Below are 24,504 nucleotides of genomic sequence, written 5' to 3'. Positions count from 1 at the left end.
GCATGCGTAATACAGGACATAGGGCTATGATCTGTATGAAACATTGCAGGATTGAATTGCCGTGAGGCTGACCCGTCAAGGGGGCATTATGAATAAACCACTGTCCAACTGGCTCCACGACCTGGCTGTCGCCTTAGGGCTGATTCCACCACCCTTGCAGCCGGTGCCGATCCCGACTGATGAAGAGCAGCGCCAACGCCAACCGCGTCGTCGCTGATAAAAACAAAGGCCGCTGCACCTGGGTGGGGGCAGCGGCCTTTTTGTGTCTGATGAATATCTATTGCCTGTACCGGCCTCTTCGCGGGTAAACCCGCTCCCACAGGAATATCACAGGCCTCAAGTGCTGTGGGATACCTGTGGGAGCGGGTTTACCCGCGAAAGGGCCAGTACAGGCAGCCGGGATCTATCAGGCCAGCTTCACCGCTGCCGCCGATTTGCGCGACATCAGGCTTACCACCACAAAACTCACCAGGCCAACCACCAGGCTGTAGTAGATCGGTGTATTGGCCTCCAGCCCATCCTTGAACATGAACAGCAGCGCGGTAGCAAAGCCCAGCGACATGCTGGCGATAGCCCCGGCGGTGGTAGCGCGCTTCCAGAAGATCGCCCCGATCAGCGGGATCAGCATGCCGCCGACCAGCAGGTTGTAGGCCAGGGTCAGGGCACTGATCACATCGTTCACCACCAGGGCGATGCCCAGTACCACCAGCCCGGTGAGCAGGGTGAACAGGCGGCTGACGCCCAGGCTCGACGGCTTGCCGCCACGCAGCTTGGGCAGCAGGTCTTCGGTCACGGTGGTCGACGCAGCCAGCAGGCCGGCGCTGGCGGTGGACATCATGGCGGCCAGCGCCGCTGCCATCAGCAGGCCGCGGATGCCATCGGGCAGGGTAGTCTTGATCATCTCGGCAAAGGCATTGTTCGGGTTGGCCAGGTCGGGCATTAGCACGTGCGCAGCCATGCCGATCGTGGCGCAGGCCAGGCCGTACAGTACGCAGTACACACCGGCAGTGGTGCCGGCACGCTGGCAGACCTTCTCGTCACGGGCAGTGAACACCCGCTGCCAGATGTCCTGGCCGATGAGGATGCCGAAGAAGTAGATCAGGAAGTAGGTGATGATGGTGTCCCAGCCAATGGTGGTCAGCTGGAAGCTGGCCGCCGGCAGCTTGGCCACCAGGGTGTCCCAGCCACCGGCTTTGTACAGGCACACTGGCAGGAGGATGAACATCAGGCCGACGGTCTTGATCACGAACTGGACGATGTCGGTCAGGGTCAGCGACCACATGCCGCCAATGGTCGAGTACAGCACTACCACACCACCGCCCAGCAGCAGCGAGGCCCAGAACGGCAGGTCCAGCAGTACCTGCAGTACGGTGGCCATGGCCAGGGTCGAGGTGACGCCGATCATCAGTGCGTAGGCCAGCATGATCACGGCGCTGGCCTGGCGTGCGGTCGGGTTGTAGCGCTGCTCCAGCACCTGGGTCACGGTAAAGATGCGCAGGCGCAGCAAGGGTTTGGCCAGGAACAGGTTGATGGCGATGATGCCCAGGCCCAGGGCTGCACACAGCCAGAAGCCGGAGATGCCATGGACGTAGCCCAGGCGCACGGTGCCGACGGTGGAAGCGCCACCGAGCACAGTGGTGGCCATGGTGCCCATGTACAGGACCGGGCCGAGGTTGCGCCCGGCCACCAGGTAGTCCTCATGGGTTTTCGCGCGCCGCATGCCATACCAGCCAAGCCCGAGCATGCCGGCGGTGTAGATCATTACAACAATGATGTCCAAGGCCATTGGGGTCTCCCGATTATCTTTATTATGGCGAGATCGACCACGCGGGCGGGTTCACGGCGCCCGGTGGTCTGGTCGTGTTGTTGGCGGGCCTCTGTGGCCCTCCCTCATGGCTCCTGCCGGGGTGTAGCGGTTTTAACGACGCACTACGCCTGGAAGCACGCAGAGCATCTCGAACAGCAGGTTGGCACCGAGCAGCGAGGTGTTGCCGGTGGTGTCGTAAGGCGGGGAGACTTCGACGAGGTCACAGCCGATCAGGTCCAGGCCGTGGCAGCCGCGAATGATCTCCATCGCCTGGATGGTGGTCAAGCCGCCGATTTCCGGGGTACCGGTGCCTGGCGCCCAGGCCGGGTCGATGCCGTCGATGTCGAACGACAGGTACACCGGGCCGCCGCCGACCTTTTCCCGCACTTCGGCCATCAGCGGCGCCAGCGACTGGTGCCAGCACTCTTCGGCCTGGACCACGCGGAAGCCCTGGCGGCGGCTCCAGTTGAAGTCATCGGCGGTGTAGCCCTGGGCGCGCAGGCCGATCTGTACCACGCGCTCGCAATCGAGCAGGCCTTCTTCCACGGCGCGGCGGAAGGTGGTGCCGTGGGCGATCTTCTCGCCGAACATGTGGTCGTTGACGTCGGCATGGGCATCGATGTGCACCAGGCCGATCTTGCCGTGCTTCTTGTGCAGCGCGCGCAGGATCGGCAGGGTGATGGTGTGGTCACCGCCCAGGGTCAGCGGGATGACGTTGTGTTCGAGGATTTCGTCATACGCCTCTTCGATGATGCGCACGGCGTCCAGCAGGTTGAAGGTATTGATCGCCACGTCACCGATGTCGGCCACCGACAGCGAGTCGAACGGTGCAGCCCCGGTGGCCATGTTGTACGGGCGGATCATCACCGATTCGGCGCGGATCTGCCGCGGACCGAAGCGGGTGCCGGCGCGCAACGAGGTGCCGATATCCAGTGGCACGCCGATGAAGGCGGCGTCCAGGCCTTGGGCACTTTGCAGGTGGGGCAGACGGAGCATGGTGGCGATGCCGCCGAAACGCGGCATTTCGTTGCCGCCCAGTGGTTGGTGGAGGGTCTTGTCCACGGTGGGCCTCATCAGTCGGTCGATTGTTCTGGTTGTTCGAACCTGTGTCGCCGCGCGCCTTCCAGGTGCGGTGTTGCCGGCGGGTAGGGACATTTCGGCCAAGTCTGCTGAAGGTAGTGCCGGGGAAAAATCGCTACCGGCAAATACTTAGTTCAGGAATTTCTGAACTAAAGGCCAGCAGAGCGGTTAGACTGCGCGCAAATACCTTTGCGGAACCGTTGCACCATGGCCTCGTCCCTGCCCGACCTGAAACTGCTGCGTATCTTCGTCAGCGTGGTGCGCCACCAGGGCTTTGCCAACGCCCAACGCGAACTGAACCTGTCGACCTCGGCCATCAGCACCTACATGAGCCAGCTGGAAGGCGCCCTGGGGATCGTGCTGTGCCACCGCGGCCGTGGCGGTTTCAGCCTGACCAGCAAGGGCGAGCTGTTCCACCAGGAAACCCTGCGCCTGCTGGCCGAGCTGGACGGTTTCGAGCAGTACGCGGCCGCCCTCAAGGGCGAGTTGCGCGGCACTCTCAACCTGGGGGTGATCGACTCCACCGTCGGTGACCGGGCCTTGCCGCTGGCCGAAGCCATCGGTGCCTATAGTCAGGAACACCCGGCGGTGCACCTGCACCTGTCGGTGTCCAGCCCTTACGAGCTGCAACTGGGCGTGCAGGACAACCGCCTGGACCTGGCCATCGGGGCGTTTTCCTCGCGCATGAGCGGGCTGCTCTACCAGCCGCTGTACCGTGAGCAGCACTGGCTGTACTGCAGCAGCCGGCACCCGTTGTATGCCGAACGGCGCATCCCCGAGCAGGTGGTGACCCAGCAACGTATGGTCGGGCGTGGCTACTGGAGCCAGGCCGAGCTGGCCCGGCATGGCTTCAAGCACAGCGCGGCGACGGTGGAGAGCATGGAGGCGCAGTTGATCCTGATTCTCTCCGGGGCCTACATCGGCTACCTGCCCGAGCACTATGCCCAGGCCTGGGTCGACAAGGGCGACTTGCGCGTGCTGTCGCCATCGACCTTCGGTTACCAGGCACCGTTCTCGCTGATCATTCGCCGCGGGCGCAGCCGCGAACCGTTGATCCAGACTTTCCGCGACCTGCTCAAAAGCCAGCTCAACGTCGGCTGAGGTACGGCGCACGCCTGTATTTCGTTGGTGTGCGCTAAATAGTCGGCGCTGCTGACCGACAACATAATGGCGTCCTGCTATACATCACACTTGCGTGTGTTGCTGACTCTCTCCCTTTAATCCTGCAAGGATTGCCCAAGATGCGCATGAATTTGCCCGTCACTGAGCACGAAAGAACCTTTCCCAACGGTCAACGGCTGATTTCCACCACAGACCTCAACAGCCGCATCACTTACTGCAACGACGCTTTCGTGGCGATCAGCGGGTTCACCTACGACGAGCTGGTCGGCCAACCCCACAACCTGGTGCGCCACCCGGACATGCCGCCGGCGGTGTTCGGCCACATGTGGGAAACCATCAAACAGGGCAAACCGTGGATGGGTGTGGTCAAGAACCGGGCGAAAAACGGCGATTACTACTGGGTCAGTGCCTATGTCACGGCCATCTATGAGAAGGGCCGTATCAGTGGCTACGAGTCGGTGCGCTCGGTGCCCAGCCGCGAGCAGATCCGCCGCGCCGAGGCGTTGTACGCACGCTTGCGGGCCGGCCGCACGGCAGTGCCGTGGGCGGCCCGGCTGGGGCATGGCCTGGGCCACGGTTGGCCATTGATCGGTGCGGGCCTGCTGTCGGCGGCGGGCTACCTGTGGCTGCCACCTTATGCGGCGCTCGGTGTGCTGATGGCCAGCCTGCTGCTGGCCTGGTATCTGGTCGAGCATCGGCAGAACCAGGCCATCCGCCGTACGCTGGCCGAGCATCCCAAGGCCTTCACCAGCCCGCTGGTGGCGCTGACCTACAGCGATAACCCGGGCCTGCAGGGCCAGCTCGACCTGGCCATCATCAGTGAGGAAGCGCGCCTGCAAACGGCTCTGACCCGCCTGGTGGATGCCGGGGTCGGAGTGAAGTCACGGGCGGCGCAGTCGTCCGACTTGTCCGATGCCCAGGCACAGATGCTCGACCGCCAGCGCAACGAGACCGACCAGTCCGCCACCGCCATTGCGCAGATGGCGGCGACCATCCAGCAGGTAACCCACAACGTGCAAAGCACGGCGCACGCAGCGGGCGATGCCGACCAGCTGGCACAGCAGGGCAGCGAACTGGCCCTGCAGAGCCTGAAAGCCATGGGCAGCATGAGCGATGCCGTCAATGACATTGGCCAGGCGGTGAACGCCTTGGCCGAGCAGACCCAGTCGATCGGCAGTGTGGTCGATGTGATTACCTCGATCGCCGAGCAGACCAACCTGCTGGCGCTCAATGCCGCCATTGAAGCGGCACGCGCCGGCGAACAGGGGCGCGGGTTTGCCGTGGTGGCGGATGAAGTGCGTTCGTTGGCCCAGCGCACTCGCGCCTCGACCGAGGAAATCCATCACATCATCGCTTCGTTGCGCGCCGGGGCAGAGCGTGCGGTCAGTACCGCGAACCGTGGTGAGCAGATCTCGCGGGACAGCGTGCACAGTGTCGAGGCAGTGCAGGCGGCGTTGAGCGGGATTGCCCAGGCGGTCAGCCGCATCACTGGCATGAGCCAGCAGATGGCGACGGCGTCGGAGCAGCAGAGCCATGTGGCCGAAGACATCAACCAGCAGATCGTGAGGATTGCCCAGCTGTGCGACCAGAGTGCCGGGCAGGCCAGGCAGGGCGCGGAAATCAGCCAGGACCTGGAGCGCATGGCGGAGTACCTGCATAGCCTGGCGGAGCGGTTCAATCGCTGAAGTCGCAGAGGCTGCTTTGCAGCCCTTTCGCCCTGTAGGAGCGGGTTTACCCGCGATCACGGGCGAAGCCCGTGCCAACCACCGCATGGTCTGCATCGCGGGCAAGCCCGCTCCTACAGGGCGGATGTCCCGCAAAGCGGGCCCCGGTTCTGTGGCAAACTGTTCCCGCCAAGGAGAACCCCATGCCCAGACCCCGCTGCGAGCGTTGCCAGCGCCCGCTCGACCATTGCCTCTGCCCACTGATTCCCGCGCTCGACAGCCGCACCCGCGTCATCCTGCTGCAGCACCCCAGTGAAACCGCCCATGCCCTGAACACCGCCCGCCTGGCCGCCCTTGGCCTGAACAACGCCGAGTTGCGGGTAGGCGAGGTGTTCGATGACCTGAACGAACTGCTGGCCACTCCCGGTTACCGGCCGGCCCTGCTGTTCCCTGGCGACGATGCCCGGGTGCTGAAGGCCTATGGCGAGGCGGACGACAAACCCTTGCTGTTGATCGTGCCCGACGGCACCTGGCGCAAGGCGCGCAAGCTGCTGTACCTGAACCCGGTGCTGGAGGCCTTGCCGCGGGTGACGCTGGGGGCTGTCGCGCCTTCGCGCTACCGGCTGCGCAAGGCACCGCAGGCGGGGGCGTTGTCGACTATCGAGGCGGTGGTGGGGGCGCTCAATGCGCTTGAGCAACCGGCCTGCTTCGATGCGTTGCTGGCACCGTTCGAGGCGTTGATCGAGGGGCAGATCAGGGCCATGGGCGTGGAGACGTTCCAGCGCAATCATGGTGAGGGGTGAGGTGGCAGTGAGGGCCCTAGCGCCGGCAAGCCAGCTCCCACAGATACAGCACAGGTTCAGCCCTTGTGCTGTACCTGTGGGAGCTGGCTTGCCGGCGATGGGCCGCACAGCGGCCCCTGGCTTTCAAACCGGATCAACGCATCTCAGGCAAACGCGCCTCGGTGCGTACTTCGGTGGTGGCCAGCGCTTCCGGCGGCAGGGAAATACGCTGCTTGCTCAGCAGCTCACCCATGGTCGCCAGCACGCGGTAGCGCGAGAACTCCTCGGTATAACGCACCTCGGTGTAGCGACGGTCGGCGTTGTACAGCTCGTTCTCACTGTCGAGCAGGTCGAGCAGGGTACGCTGGCCCAGGCCGAACTGGTCCTGGTAGGCGGCACGCACACGCTTGGTGGTCTCGGCGTATTCACGCGCGGTCGGCAGCTGCTTGCTGGCGTTGTTCATGGCATTCCACGCCAGGCTCAGGTTTTCGGTCAGCTCACGCAGGGCGTTGTTGCGGATGTCCAGGGCCTGGTTGATCTTGTGTGCGTCGGACTGCAGGCGAGCCTTGTCGCTGCCACCGCGGAACAGGTTGTAGTTCATCTCCACGCCGGCTTGCCAGTCGTTGTTGTTGTGGCCTTTTTCGCCGCCGGTGTTGTTGTTGGCACCGGTGGCCAGAATGGCGTCGAAGCGTGGGTAGAAGGTCGACTTGGCCACTTCGTATTGCTGCTCGGCAGCATTCACGTCAGCCTGGGCAGACTTGATGTACGGGTTGTTCTGGCGCATGCCGTCGCGGGCCTCATCGAGGGTGCCAGGCACTTCGCCCTGGATGGTCTGCGGGCTTTCCAGCTCGTCCGGCATACGGCCGACGACGCTGAAGAAGTTGGCCTCGGCGTCGGCCAGGTCGACTTCGGCGGTGTCCAGGTTGTTTTCCGCCAGGGCGCGACGTGCGCGAGACTGGTCAAGGTCTGCGGTACTGCCGACGCCGCGCTCGTTGCGCAGGCCGATCTGGTCGTTGACGCGCAGGTGGGCTTGCAGGTTGTTCCTGGCCAGGGCTACCAGTTCACGGCGCTTGAGCACTTCCAGATACACCTCGACTGCACGCAGGGCGACATCCTGGGCGACGGCCTGGGTGTAGTAGGCGCGGGAGGTCGACACCGCTTCGGTGCGGCCCACTTCATTCGAGGTGTTGAAGCCGTCGAAGATCATCTGCCGCAGGCGCAGCTCGGACTGGGTGTAGTTGAGGGTTTCCTTGTTGTGGTTGCCCTCGGCACGAGTAGTGGTGTTGTCCGAACGCTGGCGACCATAGCCAGCGACCAAATCCACGGAAGGGTAGTAGCCACCACGCGCAAACTTCACATCTTCATCGGCCGACAGCTTGCTGTTGCGGTTGGAGCTGACTTGCGGATGGTAGTCCACGGCGCTCTGGACGGCCTCTGTGATCGACATCGCCTGTACGTTGGCACTGGCCAGGGCCAACAGTAATGCACTGGTGATGGGGGTCAAAACGCGCATGGTACATCTCCCTGATCCTGGAATTGATCCTGCTATTCGCCAAAAAAATGACGATAAAGTTATCGCGTATAGTGTTGCAGGTTTTTAACAACACAGCTAAGTACATTCAACGCGATAGATAAGAAGATTTGTTCATATCAAATTGCCATGAAAGACATATATTGTCTAATTGATTTGCGTTAGAGCAGAGCTTGCGGCAACGCAAAATGGCGTTCAAGCCAATGAATACAAGGCTTGTACACGGTTCCAGAACTATTTCGGATAAAAGAAATAGCAGTTAGGCGAAATTGATATTTGGCGACAAAATATTGTCACTTTGGCTTGTGCAAGGTTTTCTGGCTGAGGATATACAGGCTTACCAGTACGGCGCTGGTCAACATGAAGGTGCGTGCCCAGAACAGGGGCACCAGATAGCACGACAGGCCGATGCTGGCCCACATCAGGCCGATGGCGTAGACCTTGCCCTTGAGCGGGATACCTTCACCACTGAGGTAGTCGCGAATCCACGGCCCGAGCTTCGGGTGATGGACTAGCCAGTGGTGAAAGCGCGGCGAGCTGCGGGCAAAGCAGGCTGCCGCCAACAGCAGGAAAGGGGTGGTAGGCAATACCGGCAGGAAAATCCCCAACACCCCCAACGCGACGCTGAGCCAGCCGGTGGCCAGCAGCAGGTAGCGCACAGGCAACTTAGTGGTGGCGTGGCTTGAGCAGCGCCGGCTTTTCGTCAGGGGCGTGCAGCAGCAGGAACAGCGCAGTCAGCGCTTCGGGGATCTGTACGATCATGTCGTCCTGCAGGTTGGCGTTGCTGGCGATGTCGGCGAACTCCGGCTGCTCGTCGAACAGGCCCGAGCCGACCATGATCGGCAGCAGCATCTCGCTGACTTCTTCCTCGGCGTTCTCGAACCAGGCCTCTTCACGCAGGAATACGCCTTCCATGAAGCCAATGCACCAGCCGCGCAGGTCGGAATCGTCCGGCTCGTCGGTCAGGTCGAGGTCGCACGGCAGCTCGAACTCGTCGTCGCTGGCCAGTTGGCGGGCGATGTGCGCCTTGAGCGCCACCAGGGTGGCCTCGATCTCGGTGCGCTGAGCGTCGCTGGCGTAGTGCGGCTCTTCGGCGAACAGGGCGTCGATCCATTCGCGCTCGGGCACTTCCTCGGCATTGATCGACAGGGCGGTGAGGTAGCCGTGGGCGGCGACATAGTCCAGCGCTTCTTCGTGCAGCTCGTCGGCGTCGAGGAAGGCTTGCAGGCGGGTCAGTTGCTCGGCGAAGGACATTACAGGGCTACCTTGGAGAATAAACGATACCGAATTCTAGCACCATGCGACGGCGGCGGGGGAAAGGGAACGTCTATCGCCGTGGTGCCCTGCGCAGCGCGGTGCTGCGGTATACTCCGCGATTTTTCATCCAGGGGCAGGATTTGTCGGCTACCTGGCAAAAACCGCTTACGCATTTGGCGTGTGCGGGGCGGGTTTTTCGTCCAGCCTGTATCCAGGATGGTACGGCGATTTGTGGAGTTGCACATGCTCGAACAGGCTCAGCGCGTTCTCAAGGACGTCTTCGGCTACGACAGTTTCCGCGGGCGCCAGGCAGCGATCATCGACTGCGTGGCCAATGGCGGCGATGCCCTGGTGCTGATGCCCACCGGCGGCGGCAAGTCGTTGTGTTTCCAGGTGCCGGGGTTGTTGCGCCCGGGCCTGACGGTGGTGGTCTCGCCACTGATCGCGCTGATGGACGACCAGGTTGCCACGCTCGACGAACTGGGTGTGCCGGCTGCCGCGCTGAACTCCACGCTGACGCCGGAGCAGCAGCGTGACCTGGCCGGGCGCCTGCGCCGTGGCGAAGTGAAGATGCTGTACCTGGCGCCGGAGCGCCTGGTGCAGCCGCGCATGCTCGACTTCCTGCGCGACCTGGATATCTCGCTGTTCGCCATCGACGAGGCCCACTGCGTGTCGCAATGGGGCCACGATTTCCGCCCCGAATACCTGCAACTGGGCCAGCTGGCCGAGCTGTTCCCGCATGTGCCGCGTATCGCGCTGACCGCCACCGCCGACATGCGCACCCGCGAAGAGATCGTCCAGCGCCTGCACCTGCAAGGCGCCGAGCGCTTCCTGTCGAGTTTCGACCGGCCCAACATCTTCTATCGCATCGTGCCCAAGGAGGCGCCGCGCAAGCAGCTGATGGCCTTCCTCGGCGAGCGCCGCGGCAACGCCGGCATCGTCTATTGCCTGTCACGCAAGAAGGTCGATGAAACCGCCGCCTTCCTCTGTGACCAGGGCTTCCCGGCGCTGCCGTATCACGCCGGCCTGGCTGCCGAGACGCGCGCGGCCAACCAGCACCGTTTCCTCAACGAGGAAGGGCTGATCATGGTCGCCACCATCGCCTTCGGCATGGGTATCGACAAGCCCAACGTGCGCTTTGTCGCCCACCTTGACCTGCCCAAGTCGCTCGAGGCGTACTACCAGGAGACTGGCCGTGCCGGCCGTGACGGGCTGCCGTCCGATGCCTGGATGGCCTACGGGCTGCAGGACATGGTGATGCTCAAGCAGATGCTGCAGAACTCCGAAGGTGACGAGCGCCACAAGCGCATCGAGCAGCACAAGCTCGACGCCATGCTGGCCCTGTGCGAAGAAACCCGCTGCCGCCGCCAGTCGCTGCTGGCCTATTTCGATGAAACCCTCGAGCAGCCGTGCGGGCACTGCGACAACTGTGTCGACCAGGTGCAGACCTGGGATGCCACCGAGCCGGCCCGCCAGGCACTGTCGGCGGTGTTCCGCACCGGCCAGCGCTACGGCGTCGGTCACCTGGTCGACGTGCTGCTGGGCAAGGACACTGACAAGGTGCGCAATTTCGGCCACGAGAAGCTCTCGGTGTTTGGCGTCGGCAAGGGCCTGGCCGAGGTCGAGTGGCGTTCGCTGTTCCGCCAGCTGGTGGCGCGCGGTCTGGTCGACATCGACCTGGAAGGCTACGGCGGCCTGCGCCTGTCCGACAGCTGCCGGCCGCTGCTGCGTGGCGAGGTGACCTTGCAGTTGCGCCGTGACCTCAAGCCGCAGACCAGCGCCAAAACCTCGTCGTCCAGTGGCGGCAGCCCGGCCAGCCAGCTGGTGCGTGCCGAAGAGCGCGAGCTGTGGGAAGCACTGCGGACTCTGCGGCGCAAGCTGGCCGAGGAGCACAGTGTGCCGCCCTACGTCATCTTCCCTGACTCGACGCTGCTGGAAATGCTGCGCAGTCAGCCGGTCAGCCTCAGCGACATGGCCCAGGTCAGCGGCGTGGGCGCGCGCAAGCTGGAGCGTTATGGCCAGGCCTTCCTCGAGGTGCTGAACAACAGCGGCGGCACCGACGAAGCACCGAAAGTGGTGCTCGACCTGCGCCACGAACTGGTCAGCCTGGCCCGCGCCGGCATGACCCCGGCGCAGATCGCCGGGCAGCTCAACTGCAGCGAGAAGAACGTTTACAGCCTGCTGGCCGAGGCACTGGGGCGCCAGGAGCTGAGCCTGGAGCAGGCCCTGGACCTGCCGGAGGACCTGTTGATGGAAGTGCAGGATGCCTTCCTCGATGGCGAGGGCGAGCTGCCACCGGTGTCGGCGATTGCGCCGCTGTTCGGGGCACGGCTGCCGGAGGGCGTGCTGTACTGCGTGCGGGCGGCGCTGGCGGCCGAGTTCGAACTGTGAGTGGCGACAGGATCGAAGGCAGAACTGCCATCTGCTGACTTTCGTCATGTTTTTTGACGATTATCGAGCATTCCAGGGTGGCTGAACCTTGCCTCGTGGGACGGGTCATGATTAGCTGCCTAATAATTAGATCTGTTCAATGAGTTGCTTATGCCCCTGACCGACAACCAACACCGCTTCGGCATGCAGCTGGCCCAGATGTCCCGGGGGTGGCGTGCCGAGCTGGACCGCCGCCTGGCCGGGCTCAACCTGTCCCAGGCGCGCTGGCTGGTGTTGCTGCACCTGGCCCGTTTCGAAGATGCTCCGACCCAGCGTGAGTTGGCCCAGAGCGTCGGCGTCGAAGGCCCGACCCTGGCGCGTCTGCTCGACAGCCTGGAGGCGCAGGGGCTGGTACGCCGGCAGGCGGTGCTGGAGGACCGGCGGGCGAAGAAGATCGTGCTGTGCCCACCGGCCAAGCCGCTGATCGACCAGATCGAGACCATTGCCAATCAACTGCGGGTGGAGCTGTTCACCGGGGTGGACGAGGCGGACCTGCAGGTGTGCATGCGGGTGCATGCCAAGATCCTGGCCAACCTCGAAAAATCCTGAGGGGCCCTGGGGCCGCTTTGCGGCCTTGTGGGGGCGGGCGTGGTGGGAGCGCGTGCCCGCGAAGCAGGCGACGCGGTGCATGGCACCGGCTGCGCCAGTGATCGCCGGCAAGCCGGCTCCCACAGGTACTGTGCTGCCTTCAAGTTGGCGCTGTCCCTGTGGGAGCGGCTTTAGCCGCGAACACCGGCGCAGCCGGTGCCATGCACCGCGTCGCCTGCTTCGCGGGTGAACCCGCTCCCACAGGGATCTCACCGGCCCTGAAAGCGATGAAGCCCTAGAAGGTATGCCCAAGGTTCAGGTACACCGCCTGCTCATGCGCACTGTTGGCACCATAAGTGAAGTTCAACGGCCCCAGCGGCGTCTCCAGCCCCAGGAAGATGCTCGCTGCATTGATGTAACCACTGTCGAACTCGTTATCGTTGTTCCACGCCCGCCCGCGCTCCAGCGACCCGCCGATGTACAGCGGGAAGTCCAGCGGCACGTAGGCCCGTGGCGTCAGGCGGCGGTAGTAGACCATGCGCATCAGGCTCACGTTCTGCCCCGACACCGAGTCCTGGCGGAAGCCTGACAGCTCCCGCGCGCCGCCCAGCACGAAGCTCGATGTCACCACTTCGGTATCATCCAGCGTGCGCCCGTAGCGCCCGCCCAGCACCAAGGTGTTCGGCCCGCTGCTGATGGCCTTGTCCAGGTTGAACATCCACTGTCGGTAATCCTGGTCGGAATCCAGCGACTGGTCATACTTGCGCAAGGTCAGGCCGATATCCTCGCCGCGGTGCGGGAAGTACAGGTTGTCGAGGGTGTCGAACGAGTACTTCAGCTCGTAGAAACCTTCGTTGAAACTGACCTTGGGCAGGTCCTGGTCGCCAATGCGCACCTCGGCCTCGCCCCAGGCCTTGCCCACGCCCAGGCGCACTTCACCGTTGGTGCCGATCTGCCGCCCCACGTTCAGGCCAAAGCCGTAACGCTCCAGGCGGTACTCGGCGACCGGGTCGTTGTCCAGGGTGGCTTCGATGTTCTGCGAGCTGAAGTCCAGGTACGGCGCGATGAAATAGCGTGAGCCCACGTCCAGCGGCTGGTAGAACTCGCTGTACAGCTCCTGCTGGTCGCCGATCTGGCCACGGGTCAGCCATTCGGCGCCGAGGCTGTTGATGCCGTTGACCCGGTAGCTGGCGCCCAGGTTGAAGGCGCTGTCGCCGCGCAGGTCGTCCGACAGGTTCAGGCCCAGGCGCAGGTAGTCGGTGCCACCGCGGCGGCCCCGGGCGTTGATCACCAGGGTGTTGTCGTCACCCTTGTGCACCACGCGGTACTGCACCCGGTCGAAGTAGTCCAGGCCATACAGCGTGCCCATGTCGGTCTGCAGGCGGTCCAGCTGCAGCGGGGCATCGATTGGCTGGCGGATGTACGAACGGATGACGTCGTCGCTGACCTTGGAGTCGTTCTCGATCCTGATCGCGCTGATGGTCGGCGTGCGCTGGCGCGGCGAGCGGGCCACGGCCAGGCTGCTGTCGCCTTCGGCCTGGCGCAGGGCGAACAGGCGCGGGTCGAGCAGACGGGTGGCGCGGTAGCCGGCGTCGATCATTTCCTGGGCGCGGCCAAAATCGGTGACGCCGAAGGCGGTCAGCGGCGGCTGGATGAGGATGTCGTCGCGGTGCAGGCTGGCCAGTTGTTCTTCCGAGTTGCGCCGGGTCATCAGGGTGATCGACTGGTTGAGCACGTCGACCACCGTGGCCAGCTGCTTGCGGTCACGCAGCGGGGTGCCGATGTCGACCACGATGGCCAGGTCCACCCCCATTTCGCGGGCCACGTCCAGCGGGATGTTGTCGACCATGCCGCCGTCCACCAGCAGCCGGCCGTCCAGCTCGACCGGGGCGAACACCGCCGGGATCGACATGCTGGCACGGATCACCTGGGGCAGGTGGCCACGGCGGAATACCACCTTTTCACCACTGGCGATGTCGGTGGCTACCGCGCGGAAGGGGATGGGCAGCTTGTCGAAGTCACGGGTGTCGGCGGTGTGCGCCAGCTTGCTTTCCAGCAGCAACGCCAGGTTCTGGCCCTGAATCACCCCCAGCGGCAGGCCCAGGCTGCCGTCGTCGCGAAAGCTGAGCTTCTGCTTGACCAGGAAGTCGCGGTCATCCTGCTTGCGCCGGAACGGCACGTCCTTGCGCGGCGGGGCATCGGACAGCGCCTGTTGCCAGTCGAGGGTGGTGGCGAGCTTTTCCAGCTCTTCGACACTGTAGCCCGAGGCGTACAGGCCGCCGACCACCGCCCCCATGCTGGTGCCGGCGATGGCGTCGATGCGCACCCCCTGTTCCTCCAGGGCCTTGAGTACACCGATGTGGGCCAGGCCGCGCGCCGCGCCACCCGACAGCACCAGGCCAACCTTGGGCCTGGCCGGTTCGGCGGCGAGTGCCGTGAAGGAGGTGAGGGTGAGCAGGAAACAGAACAGCAAACGGCGCATCGTGAGTCTCAAAGCCTGGGCTAAAGACCGCTAGTATAAGCGGCCCCTCATCTGGAGATGCCTCACCATGGCCGACAGCAAACCGGAAATCGTCATCACTTATTGCACCCAGTGCCAATGGCTGCTGCGTGCCGCCTGGCTGGCCCAGGAACTGCTCAGCACCTTCGCCGACGACCTTGGCCGAGTGGCGCTGGAGCCTGGCACCGGCGGTATCTTCCGCATCACCTGCAATGGTGTGCAGATCTGGGAGCGGACGGCCGATGGTGGCTTCCCCGAGGCCAAGGTGCTGAAGCAGCGGGTACGCGACCAGATCGACCCACAGCGTGACCTGGGCCACAACGACCGCTGAAATCAGGCGCCCTCGGCCAGTGGCCGCTGCCTGGGCGGTTGCTCGGCGGCCAGGCGGCTGGACAGCACGATGGCGAAGATGATCAGTGCGCCGCCCAGCAGCATGCGCAGGGTCGGGGTTTCGGCGAACACCACCCAGGCCACGGCAATGCCGTAGACCGGTTCCATGGCGAACACCACGGCGGCGGTGCGCGCCTTGATCACCGACAGGCTGGCGACGAACAGGCTGTGCGCCACGCCGGTGCAGAAGATGCCGAGCAGGGCGATCCACAGCCAGTCCATGGCGGTGACGCCGGCCAGGCCCGGTGCTGCGAACGGCAGCAGGCACAGGCCCACCACCAGGTTCTGCCACAGCGCCGCCTGCACCGCGGGCAGGCGGCCGGAGCCGGCGCGGTTGGTGAGTGACAGCAGAGAGAACAGCAGCCCCGACAGCAATGACCAGAGCAGGCCACCGGTGGCTTCACTGGCCAGGTCGAATGCCGGCGTGACCAGTACCAGGCCGATGCTGACCAACAATACCAGCACAGCCTCGTTGCGGCGGATGCGCTCGCGGAACAGCAGGCCTTCGAGGATTACGGTGAAGGCCGGGAAGCTGGCGAAGCCGAGGGTGGCGATGGCCACGCCGGCAACCTTTACCGCGATGAAGAAGCTGACCCAGTGGCCGGCCAGCAGCACGCCGCCGAGCAGCAGACGGCGGGCGTCCTGGCCACTCAGGCGTTGCCAGCCTGGCCCGGCCAGGCTGGCGAACACGGCGAGGGCGAGCACGGCGAAGGCGGCGCGGCCGAAGACGATGATCGCCGGGCTGGCGCTGGCGGCCAGTTTGCCGAAGACGCCGGTGAGGCCGAAGAACAGCGCGCCGATGTGCAGGGCGCCGAGGGCGGTGCGGTGGTTCATGAGTGGTCCTTGCTCAAGATCTTTACAGGCAGTGCCGGCCCTTTCGCGGGTACTGCACAGGTTCCGAATGCGACGCGATACCTGTGGAAGCGGGTTTACCCGCGAAAGGGCCGGCACAGGCAACGTGCAAAGGCTCAGGCAAACAAGTCCTGTCGCAAGACTGCTGTCAGTTGTCGCCAGGCTCGCGCCGCAAAGCCAGAGGCTACACACAAACGCATCCTGGCAGGGCAGAAGCGCATTGTGCCTCATTCCCTGCAACCCATCACTCGTAACGGTTTTGCCACTGCGCTGTCATCCGCGCCTGCCAGTCTCCAGCAAACTGCGCCGGAGCCTGCCCATGACCCATGCCGAACTGTCCCGTCCCTCGCGCAAGCAACGCGTACGTACCCTGTGGATCTCCGATGTGCATCTGGGCACCCGCGACTGCCAGGCCGAACACCTGGCGCAGTTCCTCAAGGGCTACCAGGCTGACCGCATCTACCTGGTCGGCGATATCATCGATGGCTGGAAGCTGCGCGGCGGCATCTACTGGCCACAAGCCCACACCAACGTGATCCGCCGGCTGCTGACCATGAGCAAGCGGGGCACCGAGGTGATCTACGTCACCGGCAACCATGACGAATTCCTGCGCCGTTACTCCAGGCTGATGCTCGGCAACATCCAGTTGGTGGACGAGGCCGAGCACCTGACCGCTGATGGCCGCCGCCTGCTGGTGATCCATGGTGACCAGTTCGACGTGATTACCCGTTACCACCGCTGGCTGGCGTTCCTCGGTGACCGTGCCTACGAGTTCACCCTGCTGCTCAACCGCTGGCTCAACCACTGGCGTGCCCGCTATGGTTACGGCTATTGGTCACTGTCGGCGTACCTGAAGCACAAGGTCAAAGGCGCGGTGAACTTTATCAGCGACTTCGAGGATGCCATTGCCCACGAGTGCTCCCGTCGTGGTTTTCATGGGGTGGTGTGTGGGCATATCCACCATGCCGAGATTCGCCAGGTGGGGGAGGTGGAGTACCTCAACTGCGGGGATTGGGTGGAGTCCTGCACGGCGCTGATCGAGCATTGGGATGGCACGATCGAGCTGTACCGCTTGGCCGAGGCGCAGGCAGCGGCGGCACTGCGCCAACCGGCGTAGAGGGTGAGGGCCCAGAGGGGCCCAAAATCTACAGGCTGATCCTGCCAAGCAGGATATCCCGAAACATTACGAAATCTCCCATCAGGCTATACAGCGGGTAGGTAAAGGTTGCAGGTCGGTTCTTTTCGAAAAAGAAATGCCCGACCCAGGCGAAGCCGTAGCCGAACAGCGGTGCGGCCAGCAGCAGCAACCATTTGCCACTGCCGATGGTATAGGCCAGCAGGACAATCACCAGGCTGGTGCCGACAAAGTGCAGGCGGCGACAGGTGGGGTTGCTGTGCTCTCCCAGGTAATAAGGATAGAACTCGGCAAAACTGCGAAACTGCGCTGTGCGGTTCATGACAGTGCTCCGGTATTAATACTTCTGGACAAGATGCACGGCGTGGAGCCTGATTCGAGTCTAGAGTGATTGGCGATGCCTACCAGTGACAATAGGCGCCAATTGAATATCCTCGGGGTTCACCGCAGGAGCGGTCAGCATAAGAAGCCTGTCATGAGCGAAAGAACCACGTCAGCCAGCTGGGCATCAGGGATCGTGAAGGCACTCGAACTGGAAGGGCTGGACTGTCAGGCCATGTTCAAGCAACTGGGGCTGGATTTCGCTGCCCTCGACGACCCCGACGCGCGCTTCCCCCAGGACTCCATGACCCGGCTGTGGCAACTGGCGGTGGAGCTGTCGGGCAACGAGGCCATAGGCCTGAACATGGCGCGGGTGGTGCGCCCGGCGTCGTTCCATGTTGTGGGTTATGCATTGATGTCCAGCCGCACCCTGGCCGAAGGCTTCGAGCGCCTGGTGCGTTACCAGCGCATCATCGCCGAAAGCTCCGACCTCAGCTTCGTCCTCGGCCCCGAGGGCTATTCGCTGATCCTGACCGTGCACGGCGACCATCTGCCGCCGACCCGGCACAGTGCCGAAGCGTCGCTGGCCTGCGCGCTGGCGCTGTGCAGCTGGCTCAGCGGTCGGCCGGTGCAGCCGCGTCGAGTGCTGGTGCAGGGGCCGCAGCCAAAGAATGTCGAGCCGTACAAGGTGGCGTTTCATTCGCCGCTGGTGTTCGCTGCGCCGTACGATGCGCTGGTGTTCGCGCGCGCCGACATGGAGGCACCGCTGCCCACCGCCAACGAAGCCATGGCCATCCTGCATGACCGCTTTGCCGGCGAATACCTGGCGCGGTTCTCGGAAAGCCGGGTCACCCACCGTGTGCGCCAGGTACTGTGCCGTATCCTGCCGCAGGGCGAGCCCAAGCGCGAAACCGTGGCCCAGGCCCTGCACCTGTCGCAGCGTACCTTGCAGCGGCGCTTGCAGGAGGAAGGCACCAGCTTCCAGACCCTGCTCGATGATACCCGCCGTGAACTGGCCGAACAGTACCTGGCGCAGCCAGGCATGACCCTGCTGGAAACCGCCTACCTGCTGGGCTTTGCCGACCCCAGCAACTTCTACCGGGCGTTCCGCCGCTGGTTCGATGCCACGCCCGGTGAATTCCGCGCGCGCCTTGGCGCGGAGCCCGAGGTGGTCAGTGGCGCCAGAACGCTGGCATGCACAACACTAGCACGGTGATGATTTCCAGGCGGCCGAGCAGCATGCCGCTGGCGAGGATCCACTTGGCAGCGTCCGGCAGCGTGGCGTAGTTGCCCGACGGGCCGATCACTTCACCCAGGCCCGGGCCTACACCCGAGACCGTGCCGGCAGCGCCGGTCAGGGCGGTCATCCAGTCCACGCCAAGCAACGACAGCAGCAGCGCCATGACGCAGATGGTAATGGCGAAGAAGAACGAGAAGGTCAGGATCGAACGCACGATTTCTTCGTCGAGGCGGTGGCCGTTGTACTTCTGCTTGATCACCGCGCGCGGGTGGATCAGCTGGTTGAGGCTGGCCTTGAGCAGGATGTAGGCGACCTGGAAGCGGAAGATCTTGATGCCTCCTGCAGTCGAGCCGGAGCAGCCGCCGACGAAGCCCAGGTAGAAGAACAGCATCAGCGAGAAGTTGCCCCACAGGCTGTAGTCACCCAGGGCGAACCCGGTGGTGGTGACCACCGAGGTCACGTTCAGCGCCACGTGACGCAGCGCGTCGAGCCAGTGCAGGTTGGTGGTGGCCCAGTACCAGGTGCCAAGCACCAGCCAGGTGGCCACCAGCATGCCCAGCAAACCCTGCACTTGCTGGTCGCGGATCAGTGCCTTGCGGTTGCCGCGCAGGGTCGCCACGTAAAGGGTGAAGGGCAGGCTGCCGAGGATCATCACCACCACCGCGACCCAGTGCACGGCCGGGATATCCCACTTGGCCAGCGACTGGTCGGAGGTGGAAAACCCGCCAGTGGAAATTGCCGACATGGCGTGGTTGATTGCATCGAACGGGCTCATGCCGGCCCACCAGAAGCCCAGCGCGCCCAGGATCGAGAAGCCCACGTATACGCCCACGATCGACTTGGCGACCATGTGCGAGCGCGGCATGACCTTCTCCGAGCGGTCGGACGATTCGGTCTGGAACAGGCGCATGCCACCGATGCGCAGCAGCGGCAGGATCGCTACTGCCATGCCGATGAAGCCGATGCCGCCGAGCCAGTGCAGCATCGAACGCCACATCAGGATGCCCGGTGACATGTTATCGAGCCCGCTGAGCACGGTGGCGCCGGTGGCGGTGATTCCCGACATGCTTTCGAAGAAGGCGTCGGTGTAGCTGATGTGCTGGGTCAGCAGGAACGGCAGGGCGGCGAACACGCACACCACCAGCCAGCTGCTGACGGTCAGCAGGTACATGTCGCGCGGGCGCAGGTGCACATGCTCGGGGCGCCCCTGGAGCACCAGGGCCAGGCCGGCGATGAAGGTGATCAGGCTCGACCAGAGGAACGACGGCATGTCACGGGTGCGTTCGAAGATCACCAGGGTCGCCATGGGCACGGCCATGCTGACGGCGAGGGTAATCAGGAAGATGCCGATGATGAAACCAATGATCCTTAAGGTCGGCAACGCCATGTGATCTGCTCTGACTCGAAACGGAAGGGCGCCATTCTACCTATGGGTCTGGTGATGTAAACGCTAGAATGGCGACCCATTCACTTACCAGGAGGGTAGCCGATGGAGGCTCTCGACGCATTGCTCAACCGTGTATCCGTGCCACGCCTGACCGACCCGGCGCCCAATGCCGCCCAGCGCGAGGCGCTGTTCCAGGCCGCCCTGCGCGCCCCGGACCACGGCCAGTTGCGGCCGTGGCGTTTCCTCACCATCGAAGGCCAGGGCCGCGAGAAACTGGGGGAGCTGTTCGCCGAAGCGCTTCAGCACCAGGGGGATGCCAGCCAGGCTGCCCTGGACAAGGCCCGCGCCATGCCCCTGCGGGCGCCGTTGCTGATCGTGGTGATTGCCAAACTGCAGGACCACTTCAAGGTGCCCACGTCCGAGCAGCGCCTGGCCGCGGGCTGCGCGGCGCACGGCATCCTGATTGCGGCGCATGCGCAAGGTATCGGGGCGGTGTGGCGCACCGGTGACGTGGCTTACGATGCCCATGTGCACAAGGGCTTGGGGCTGGCCGGGAACGAGGAGCTGGTCGGTTACCTGTATGTCGGCACGCCGCTGACCGAGCCGCGCACCGCACCGATTCTGCAGACGGCTGATTTCGTCAGTGCCTGGGGCGAATAACGCAGCCCTGGGCTGATTGCCGTATCAGGGCATCTGGCCCTTTCGCGGGTAAACCCGCTCCCACAGAACTGCACATAACTCGTTGAATTAGCAGGGCCCCTGTGGGAGCGGGTTTACCCGCGAACAGGGCAGTTGCTTTACACCCCCATCAACTGACAGTCGCTGCAGTCACAGGCAACTCCAAGCGAGCTACAAACCCACCCTGCGGGTGGTTCTCCAGCACCAGGCTGCCACCATGCCGCTCCGCCGCCTTGCGCGCAATCGCCAGCCCCAGCCCATGCCCTGGCGTATCCTGCCCCGGCGCACGGAAGAACGGTTCCCCCAGTTGCCCCAGGTGCTCCGCCGCCGCCCCCGGCCCATGGTCACGCACGCTGATCACGATACCGTCCTGCTCGCGCACGGCGCTGACTTCGATCGGCTGGCCCACCGGGTTGAAGCGCAGGGCGTTGCGCAGCAGGTTGTCCACGGCACGCTCGATCAGCGTTGGCCAACCCTGCAAGGTCAACCCCGGCTGCGCCTCCAGGCGTACGTCCTGCTCCGGCGCGCCGAGCTGGGCGTCCTTGCGCACGCTGCCGAGCAGGGCATTGAGGTCGACCGGCTCGGCATGGGCCTGTTCGGCATCGACCCGCGCCAGGGCGAGGATTTCGCTGATCAGGTCTTCCAGGCGGTCGCATTCGCGGGTCAGGCGTGGCCATAGGGCTTCACGCTGCTCAGGCTCTGCGCGCTCGGCCAAGGCCAGGGCGATACGCAGCCTGGCCAGCGGTGAGCGCAATTCATGGGACACATCGCGCAGCAACTGGCGCTGGCTGCCGATGGTGCTTTGCAGGCGTGCGCCCATCTTGTTGAAGTCCTTGGCCAGCACGCCGAACTCGTCACGTCGCGCCGCCAGCTGCGCCAGGCTGTTCTGCTGGTAGGTGGTCTGGCCCAGGTCATGCACGGCGCTGCGCAGGCGGCTGAGCGGGCGGGTGATGGACAGGGTCACCAGCAGGCTGAACAGGGTCAGCACCACCAGGGCAATGCCCAGCGCACTGAGCGGCCACAACAGGCTCTCGCGGTGCCAGGCATCCAGCGCTGGATGGGGGATGCGGTAGATCAGCAGGTAGGTCTGGCCGGTGTCGGGGCTGGTGTATTCCTCGGTCAGGCGGCGCCACGGCAGGCGCCGCTGGTCATTGTGCTGGCGTGCCTCGAAGGCCGCCGCACGGCGTGGGAAGGTGCCGGGCACCACAGCTTCGCCACTGTCGTCGAGCACTTGCACGTCGATCTTGTAGCGGTCTTTGCGCCGTTCCAGGAAGTGCTGTGCCGAAGCCAGGCCTTCCTGTTCGTAATGCTTGGCCCACTTGCTGGCCAGGGTATTCAGGCCCGGGTGGCGGCTGAGGATCCAGGCGTCCTGGTTGAGCATATGGCCCAGCAGGATCGACAGGCCTGCAACCAGGGTGATGGCCAGCCAGAAACTGGCCAGGATGCGCCAGAACAGTGAACGCAAGTGCACCTCCTGCAAATGAGAAAAGCCCGGCTCGCACTGGGGCGGGCCGGGCATCGGGCGGTCAGCTTACTGGGCCTTGTTGCCTTTTTCAGCTTTCCAGGCCTGGAACTCCTGCCACTCGGCTTTCTGTGCGGCGCGTTCCTTCTGCAGCTCGTCGAACTTCTTCTGCTGCTCAGGCTTGAGCAGGGCACGGACCGCGCTGTCGGTCTTGTCGCGGTTGGCCTGCAGTTCGTCCTTCATCGCCTTCTGGTCGGCGGCCGGCAGTTTGGACAGGTAGCGCTCGGTGATGTCGCGGCGCTGTTTCATCTGCTCACCCATCAGCTTGCCGATCTGCTGGCGCTGGTCACGGCTCAAGTCCAGCTGGTGGAAAGCCGCATCACCGCGATGATGTGGGCCGTCGTGGCGCGGGCCGCCTTCAGGCATGGCCATGGCCACGGTCGGCAGGGCGGCGGCGAACATCAGGGCGATAAGGGTCTTGCGCATGGTGTCTCTCCTTTCATAGGCCGGTGGTCACCGGATGAACACAGTCTAGGGAGATCACCGTCAAGCGCGGTCAGCGGAGGGTAAAGGCTCGGTAAAGATGAATCAGGGTGCGCAGCGGCCCCGGCGATTTCACAGGCAGTAGTAATAGCCACGGCTGCGCAGGGCCACGATGCGTGGCCGGCCATCGGCGTGCGGGCCGATCTTCTTGCGCAGGTTGCTGACGTGCATGTCCAGGCTGCGGTCGTACAGGGTCAGCTTGCGGCCCAGGCCAATCTGCGCCAGTTCCTGCTTGTCCAGTGGCTCGCCGGGTTGGCGCAGCAGGGCTTCGAGAATGCGGCTTTCGGACAGGGTCAGGGTCATTTCGCGGCCATCGATGCTGGCCACGCCACGAGCAGGGCTGTAGACCAGGTCGCCCAGTTCCACCTGGCTGGTGGTGGCGGTGGGGTGGCTGCGGCGCAGCACGGCACGCAGGCGAGCGGTGAGTTCACGCGGGTCGCAAGGTTTGGCCAGGTAGTCGTCGGCGCCCAGTTCCAGGCCGAGGATGCGGTCCAGCGGCTCGCCGCGGGCCGAGAGCATCAGTACCGGCAGTTCGGCATGCTCGCTGCGCAACTGTTTGAGCAGTTCCAGGCCACTGCCGTCGGGCAGCATCACGTCCAGCACCACGGCCGCCGGGGCGTGCGCGGCCAGGGTCTGGCGTGCGCTCTGGCCATCGTGGCAGGCGCGCACGGTAAACCCTTCCTGGGTCAGCCAGCTGCCGAGCAGCTCGCACAGCTCCTGGTCATCATCAATCAGTAACAGCTCGCTCATGACTCACTCAATTCAACCATTGACGGCGGTTATATCGGCCCGCCAGTGGCAAAGATACCGCAGACTGATGGCCAGAGTATAACTGCTGGTACCACGTGGCCATCTTCGCGGGCTTGCCCGCGAAGATGGCCACCCGGTCTCAGATCAAGGCAGTACTTGCTTGAACGGCTTGACCACTACCTTGTCGTACACGCCCGCGGCAATGTAAGGGTCGGCATCGGCCCAGGCCTGCGCCGCGGCGAGGGAGTCGAACTCGGCAACGATCAGGCTACCGCTGAAACCCGCTTCACCCGGGTCGTTGCTGTCGATGGCCGGGTGCGGGCCGGCCAGTACCACGCGGCCCTCGGCCTTCAGCTGCTGCAGGCGTTCGATGTGCGCCGGGCGGGCGGCCAGGCGCTTTTCCAGGGAGTTTGCGACGTCGCTGGCGATGATGGCGTAGAGCATGTCAATCCTTGGGTTTGGAGGTAGAAGGGTCGTCGTGCAGGTGGCGTGACAGGTACACGCCCTGCGCCACCAGGAATATCACGGTCATGCCCAGGCTGCCGAACACCTTGAAGTCGACCCAGAAGTCCTGGAAGGTGAAGGCGACGAACAGGTTGGCCGCACCGCAGAACAGGAAGAAACCGATCCAGGCCAGGTTCAGGCGGGTCCAGATGGCATCGGGCAGGCTCAGGGCGTGGCCCATGATGCGCTTGATCAGCACCCGGTCACCGACGAAGTGGCTGCCGGCGAAGCCCAGGGCGAACAGCCAGTTCACCACCGGCGCCTTCCACTTGAGGAAGGTTTCGCTGTGGAAGGTCAGGGTCAGGCCGCCGAACACCAGGCAAGCCACCAGGGTCAGCCACTGGCCCTTTTCCAGCTTGCGCTGGCGCAGGAACAGCACACCATAGACCACCAGCGAGCTGATGATCAGCATGGCCGTGGCGCTGTAGATACCGCCGAATTCGAAGCTGTGGCCGGCGACTTCCATGGGGCGCGGGTCGAGCTTGTAGACGATGAAGAACAGCAGCAGCGGGATGAAATCGATGAATTGTTTCACAATGGG

24 protein-coding genes are annotated in these 24,504 nt (G+C 64.2%); 10 read left to right on the top strand and 14 right to left on the bottom strand.

Annotation, left to right across the window (positions count from 1 at the left end; translation table 11 throughout):
- The first annotated feature begins 88 nt into the window (after positions 1 to 88).
- Positions 89 to 217, top strand: a complete 129-nt coding sequence (locus tag FQ664_RS27945; RefSeq protein WP_256676039.1) for a PA1414 family protein — start codon at positions 89 to 91, stop codon at positions 215 to 217.
- 189 nt (positions 218 to 406) lie between these two features.
- Here the strand turns inward: FQ664_RS27945 and FQ664_RS20940 are convergent, their stop codons facing one another.
- Both FQ664_RS20940 and speB read right to left on the bottom strand, forming a co-directional pair.
- The gene (locus tag FQ664_RS20940; RefSeq protein ID WP_144174587.1) at positions 407 to 1,786 is read right to left on the bottom strand and encodes a sodium:solute symporter family protein; all 1,380 of its coding nucleotides are present in this window, start codon (positions 1,784 to 1,786) and stop codon (positions 407 to 409) included.
- 132 nt (positions 1,787 to 1,918) lie between these two features.
- Positions 1,919 to 2,869: an agmatinase gene (gene speB / locus FQ664_RS20935; protein ID WP_144174585.1), complete on the bottom strand. Its 951-nt coding sequence runs from the start codon at positions 2,867 to 2,869 to the stop codon at positions 1,919 to 1,921.
- Positions 2,870 to 3,094: 225 nt separating this feature from the next.
- Between speB and FQ664_RS20930 the strand changes: the two genes are divergently transcribed.
- The 3 genes from FQ664_RS20930 (at position 3,095) to FQ664_RS20920 (ending at position 6,476) form a co-directional block, all read left to right on the top strand.
- Positions 3,095 to 3,988, top strand: a complete 894-nt coding sequence (locus tag FQ664_RS20930; protein ID WP_144174583.1) for a LysR family transcriptional regulator — start codon at positions 3,095 to 3,097, stop codon at positions 3,986 to 3,988.
- A 140-nt stretch (positions 3,989 to 4,128) separates the two neighbouring features.
- Positions 4,129 to 5,694, top strand: coding sequence for a methyl-accepting chemotaxis protein (locus FQ664_RS20925; RefSeq protein WP_144174581.1), 1,566 nt, complete (start codon positions 4,129 to 4,131; stop codon positions 5,692 to 5,694).
- A gap of 182 nt (positions 5,695 to 5,876) precedes the next feature.
- Positions 5,877 to 6,476: a tRNA-uridine aminocarboxypropyltransferase gene (locus FQ664_RS20920; RefSeq protein WP_144174579.1), complete on the top strand. Its 600-nt coding sequence runs from the start codon at positions 5,877 to 5,879 to the stop codon at positions 6,474 to 6,476.
- 133 nt (positions 6,477 to 6,609) lie between these two features.
- Here FQ664_RS20920 and FQ664_RS20915 read toward each other — a convergent pair whose 3' ends face one another.
- From FQ664_RS20915 to FQ664_RS20905, 3 genes are all read right to left on the bottom strand, one after another.
- Positions 6,610 to 7,968, bottom strand: a complete 1,359-nt coding sequence (locus FQ664_RS20915; protein WP_144174577.1) for a TolC family outer membrane protein — start codon at positions 7,966 to 7,968, stop codon at positions 6,610 to 6,612.
- Between the two features lie 311 nt (positions 7,969 to 8,279).
- Positions 8,280 to 8,645 carry a YbaN family protein gene (locus FQ664_RS20910; RefSeq protein ID WP_025340149.1) on the bottom strand — a complete coding sequence of 122 codons (366 nt, stop codon included), beginning with the start codon at positions 8,643 to 8,645 and terminating at the stop codon, positions 8,280 to 8,282.
- 7 nt (positions 8,646 to 8,652) lie between these two features.
- Entirely contained in the window at positions 8,653 to 9,240 is a 588-nt protein-coding gene (locus tag FQ664_RS20905) for a YecA/YgfB family protein (RefSeq protein ID WP_025340148.1), read from the bottom strand.
- Between the two features lie 246 nt (positions 9,241 to 9,486).
- Here FQ664_RS20905 and recQ point away from each other — a divergent pair, with 246 nt between their 5' ends.
- Together recQ and FQ664_RS20890 are read left to right on the top strand one after the other, a co-directional pair.
- Positions 9,487 to 11,634, top strand: coding sequence for a DNA helicase RecQ (gene recQ, locus FQ664_RS20895; RefSeq protein ID WP_144174575.1), 2,148 nt, complete (start codon positions 9,487 to 9,489; stop codon positions 11,632 to 11,634).
- A 150-nt stretch (positions 11,635 to 11,784) separates the two neighbouring features.
- The gene (locus FQ664_RS20890) at positions 11,785 to 12,222 is read left to right on the top strand and encodes a MarR family transcriptional regulator (protein ID WP_144174573.1); all 438 of its coding nucleotides are present in this window, start codon (positions 11,785 to 11,787) and stop codon (positions 12,220 to 12,222) included.
- A gap of 274 nt (positions 12,223 to 12,496) precedes the next feature.
- On the opposite strand, the gene FQ664_RS20880 is transcribed toward FQ664_RS20890, so the two are convergent.
- Entirely contained in the window at positions 12,497 to 14,683 is a 2,187-nt protein-coding gene (locus FQ664_RS20880; protein ID WP_144174569.1) for a patatin-like phospholipase family protein, read from the bottom strand.
- 67 nt (positions 14,684 to 14,750) lie between these two features.
- Between FQ664_RS20880 and FQ664_RS20875 the strand changes: the two genes are divergently transcribed.
- On the top strand, positions 14,751 to 15,032 hold the full coding sequence (locus FQ664_RS20875) for an Rdx family protein (RefSeq protein WP_144174567.1): 282 nt from the start codon (positions 14,751 to 14,753) through the stop codon (positions 15,030 to 15,032).
- Between the two features lie 2 nt (positions 15,033 to 15,034).
- Here the strand turns inward: FQ664_RS20875 and FQ664_RS20870 are convergent, their stop codons facing one another.
- Positions 15,035 to 15,925 (bottom strand): DMT family transporter, encoded by an 891-nt coding sequence (locus FQ664_RS20870; RefSeq protein WP_144174566.1) that lies wholly within the window; start codon positions 15,923 to 15,925, stop codon positions 15,035 to 15,037.
- Between the two features lie 337 nt (positions 15,926 to 16,262).
- Here FQ664_RS20870 and FQ664_RS20865 point away from each other — a divergent pair, with 337 nt between their 5' ends.
- Positions 16,263 to 17,060 carry a UDP-2,3-diacylglucosamine diphosphatase gene (locus tag FQ664_RS20865; protein ID WP_144174564.1) on the top strand — a complete coding sequence of 266 codons (798 nt, stop codon included), beginning with the start codon at positions 16,263 to 16,265 and terminating at the stop codon, positions 17,058 to 17,060.
- A 28-nt stretch (positions 17,061 to 17,088) separates the two neighbouring features.
- Here FQ664_RS20865 and FQ664_RS20860 read toward each other — a convergent pair whose 3' ends face one another.
- Positions 17,089 to 17,400, bottom strand: coding sequence for an Mpo1-like protein (locus FQ664_RS20860; protein WP_144174562.1), 312 nt, complete (start codon positions 17,398 to 17,400; stop codon positions 17,089 to 17,091).
- Positions 17,401 to 17,553: 153 nt separating this feature from the next.
- Between FQ664_RS20860 and FQ664_RS20855 the strand changes: the two genes are divergently transcribed.
- On the top strand, positions 17,554 to 18,615 hold the full coding sequence (locus FQ664_RS20855) for an AraC family transcriptional regulator (RefSeq protein ID WP_144174560.1): 1,062 nt from the start codon (positions 17,554 to 17,556) through the stop codon (positions 18,613 to 18,615).
- On the opposite strand, the gene FQ664_RS20850 is transcribed toward FQ664_RS20855, so the two are convergent.
- Positions 18,572 to 20,026, bottom strand: coding sequence for a TrkH family potassium uptake protein (locus FQ664_RS20850; protein ID WP_085589111.1), 1,455 nt, complete (start codon positions 20,024 to 20,026; stop codon positions 18,572 to 18,574). The two genes, FQ664_RS20855 and FQ664_RS20850, sit on opposite strands and share 44 nt — an antisense overlap.
- 102 nt (positions 20,027 to 20,128) lie before the next feature.
- Between FQ664_RS20850 and FQ664_RS20845 the strand changes: the two genes are divergently transcribed.
- Positions 20,129 to 20,686: a nitroreductase family protein gene (locus tag FQ664_RS20845; protein ID WP_144174558.1), complete on the top strand. Its 558-nt coding sequence runs from the start codon at positions 20,129 to 20,131 to the stop codon at positions 20,684 to 20,686.
- A 148-nt stretch (positions 20,687 to 20,834) separates the two neighbouring features.
- Here the strand turns inward: FQ664_RS20845 and FQ664_RS20840 are convergent, their stop codons facing one another.
- From FQ664_RS20840 to FQ664_RS20820, 5 genes are all read right to left on the bottom strand, one after another.
- Complete coding sequence (locus FQ664_RS20840; protein WP_144174800.1) at positions 20,835 to 22,175, bottom strand: sensor histidine kinase; 1,341 nt, start codon at positions 22,173 to 22,175, stop codon at positions 20,835 to 20,837.
- Between the two features lie 60 nt (positions 22,176 to 22,235).
- Complete coding sequence (locus tag FQ664_RS20835) at positions 22,236 to 22,652, bottom strand: Spy/CpxP family protein refolding chaperone (protein ID WP_144174556.1); 417 nt, start codon at positions 22,650 to 22,652, stop codon at positions 22,236 to 22,238.
- Between the two features lie 129 nt (positions 22,653 to 22,781).
- A complete protein-coding gene (locus FQ664_RS20830; protein ID WP_144174555.1) occupies positions 22,782 to 23,459 on the bottom strand; it encodes a response regulator transcription factor in 678 nt (225 codons plus the stop codon).
- Positions 23,460 to 23,603: 144 nt separating this feature from the next.
- Complete coding sequence (locus FQ664_RS20825; protein WP_015271283.1) at positions 23,604 to 23,903, bottom strand: YciI family protein; 300 nt, start codon at positions 23,901 to 23,903, stop codon at positions 23,604 to 23,606.
- Position 23,904: 1 nt separating this feature from the next.
- Complete coding sequence (locus FQ664_RS20820; protein WP_144174553.1) at positions 23,905 to 24,498, bottom strand: septation protein A; 594 nt, start codon at positions 24,496 to 24,498, stop codon at positions 23,905 to 23,907.
- Positions 24,499 to 24,504 lie beyond the last annotated feature (6 nt).

Origin of the sequence: Pseudomonas persica (assembly GCF_900291015.1) — a bacterium.
In the GTDB taxonomy this organism is placed as follows: Bacteria; Pseudomonadota; Gammaproteobacteria; order Pseudomonadales; family Pseudomonadaceae; genus Aquipseudomonas.
The sequence above is the reverse complement of the archived record's forward strand: the minus strand, read 5'-3'. Positions and strand labels throughout refer to the sequence as shown.

Coding starts and splice junctions, on each gene's coding strand:
- recQ (WP_144174575.1), top strand. CDS start 9,487: ATGCTCGAACAGGCTCAGCGCGTTCTCAAGGACGTCTTCGGCTACGAC.
- FQ664_RS20860 (WP_144174562.1), bottom strand. CDS start 17,400: ATGAACCGCACAGCGCAGTTTCGCAGTTTTGCCGAGTTCTATCCTTAT.
- FQ664_RS20830 (WP_144174555.1), bottom strand. CDS start 23,459: ATGAGCGAGCTGTTACTGATTGATGATGACCAGGAGCTGTGCGAGCTG.
- FQ664_RS20930 (WP_144174583.1), top strand. CDS start 3,095: ATGGCCTCGTCCCTGCCCGACCTGAAACTGCTGCGTATCTTCGTCAGC.
- FQ664_RS20865 (WP_144174564.1), top strand. CDS start 16,263: ATGACCCATGCCGAACTGTCCCGTCCCTCGCGCAAGCAACGCGTACGT.
- FQ664_RS20890 (WP_144174573.1), top strand. CDS start 11,785: ATGCCCCTGACCGACAACCAACACCGCTTCGGCATGCAGCTGGCCCAG.
- FQ664_RS20940 (WP_144174587.1), bottom strand. CDS start 1,786: ATGGCCTTGGACATCATTGTTGTAATGATCTACACCGCCGGCATGCTC.
- FQ664_RS27945 (WP_256676039.1), top strand. CDS start 89: ATGAATAAACCACTGTCCAACTGGCTCCACGACCTGGCTGTCGCCTTA.
- FQ664_RS20850 (WP_085589111.1), bottom strand. CDS start 20,026: ATGGCGTTGCCGACCTTAAGGATCATTGGTTTCATCATCGGCATCTTC.
- FQ664_RS20855 (WP_144174560.1), top strand. CDS start 17,554: ATGAGCGAAAGAACCACGTCAGCCAGCTGGGCATCAGGGATCGTGAAG.
- FQ664_RS20905 (WP_025340148.1), bottom strand. CDS start 9,240: ATGTCCTTCGCCGAGCAACTGACCCGCCTGCAAGCCTTCCTCGACGCC.
- FQ664_RS20875 (WP_144174567.1), top strand. CDS start 14,751: ATGGCCGACAGCAAACCGGAAATCGTCATCACTTATTGCACCCAGTGC.
- FQ664_RS20880 (WP_144174569.1), bottom strand. CDS start 14,683: ATGCGCCGTTTGCTGTTCTGTTTCCTGCTCACCCTCACCTCCTTCACG.
- FQ664_RS20870 (WP_144174566.1), bottom strand. CDS start 15,925: ATGAACCACCGCACCGCCCTCGGCGCCCTGCACATCGGCGCGCTGTTC.
- FQ664_RS20925 (WP_144174581.1), top strand. CDS start 4,129: ATGCGCATGAATTTGCCCGTCACTGAGCACGAAAGAACCTTTCCCAAC.
- FQ664_RS20920 (WP_144174579.1), top strand. CDS start 5,877: ATGCCCAGACCCCGCTGCGAGCGTTGCCAGCGCCCGCTCGACCATTGC.
- FQ664_RS20835 (WP_144174556.1), bottom strand. CDS start 22,652: ATGCGCAAGACCCTTATCGCCCTGATGTTCGCCGCCGCCCTGCCGACC.
- FQ664_RS20825 (WP_015271283.1), bottom strand. CDS start 23,903: ATGCTCTACGCCATCATCGCCAGCGACGTCGCAAACTCCCTGGAAAAG.
- FQ664_RS20845 (WP_144174558.1), top strand. CDS start 20,129: ATGGAGGCTCTCGACGCATTGCTCAACCGTGTATCCGTGCCACGCCTG.
- FQ664_RS20915 (WP_144174577.1), bottom strand. CDS start 7,968: ATGCGCGTTTTGACCCCCATCACCAGTGCATTACTGTTGGCCCTGGCC.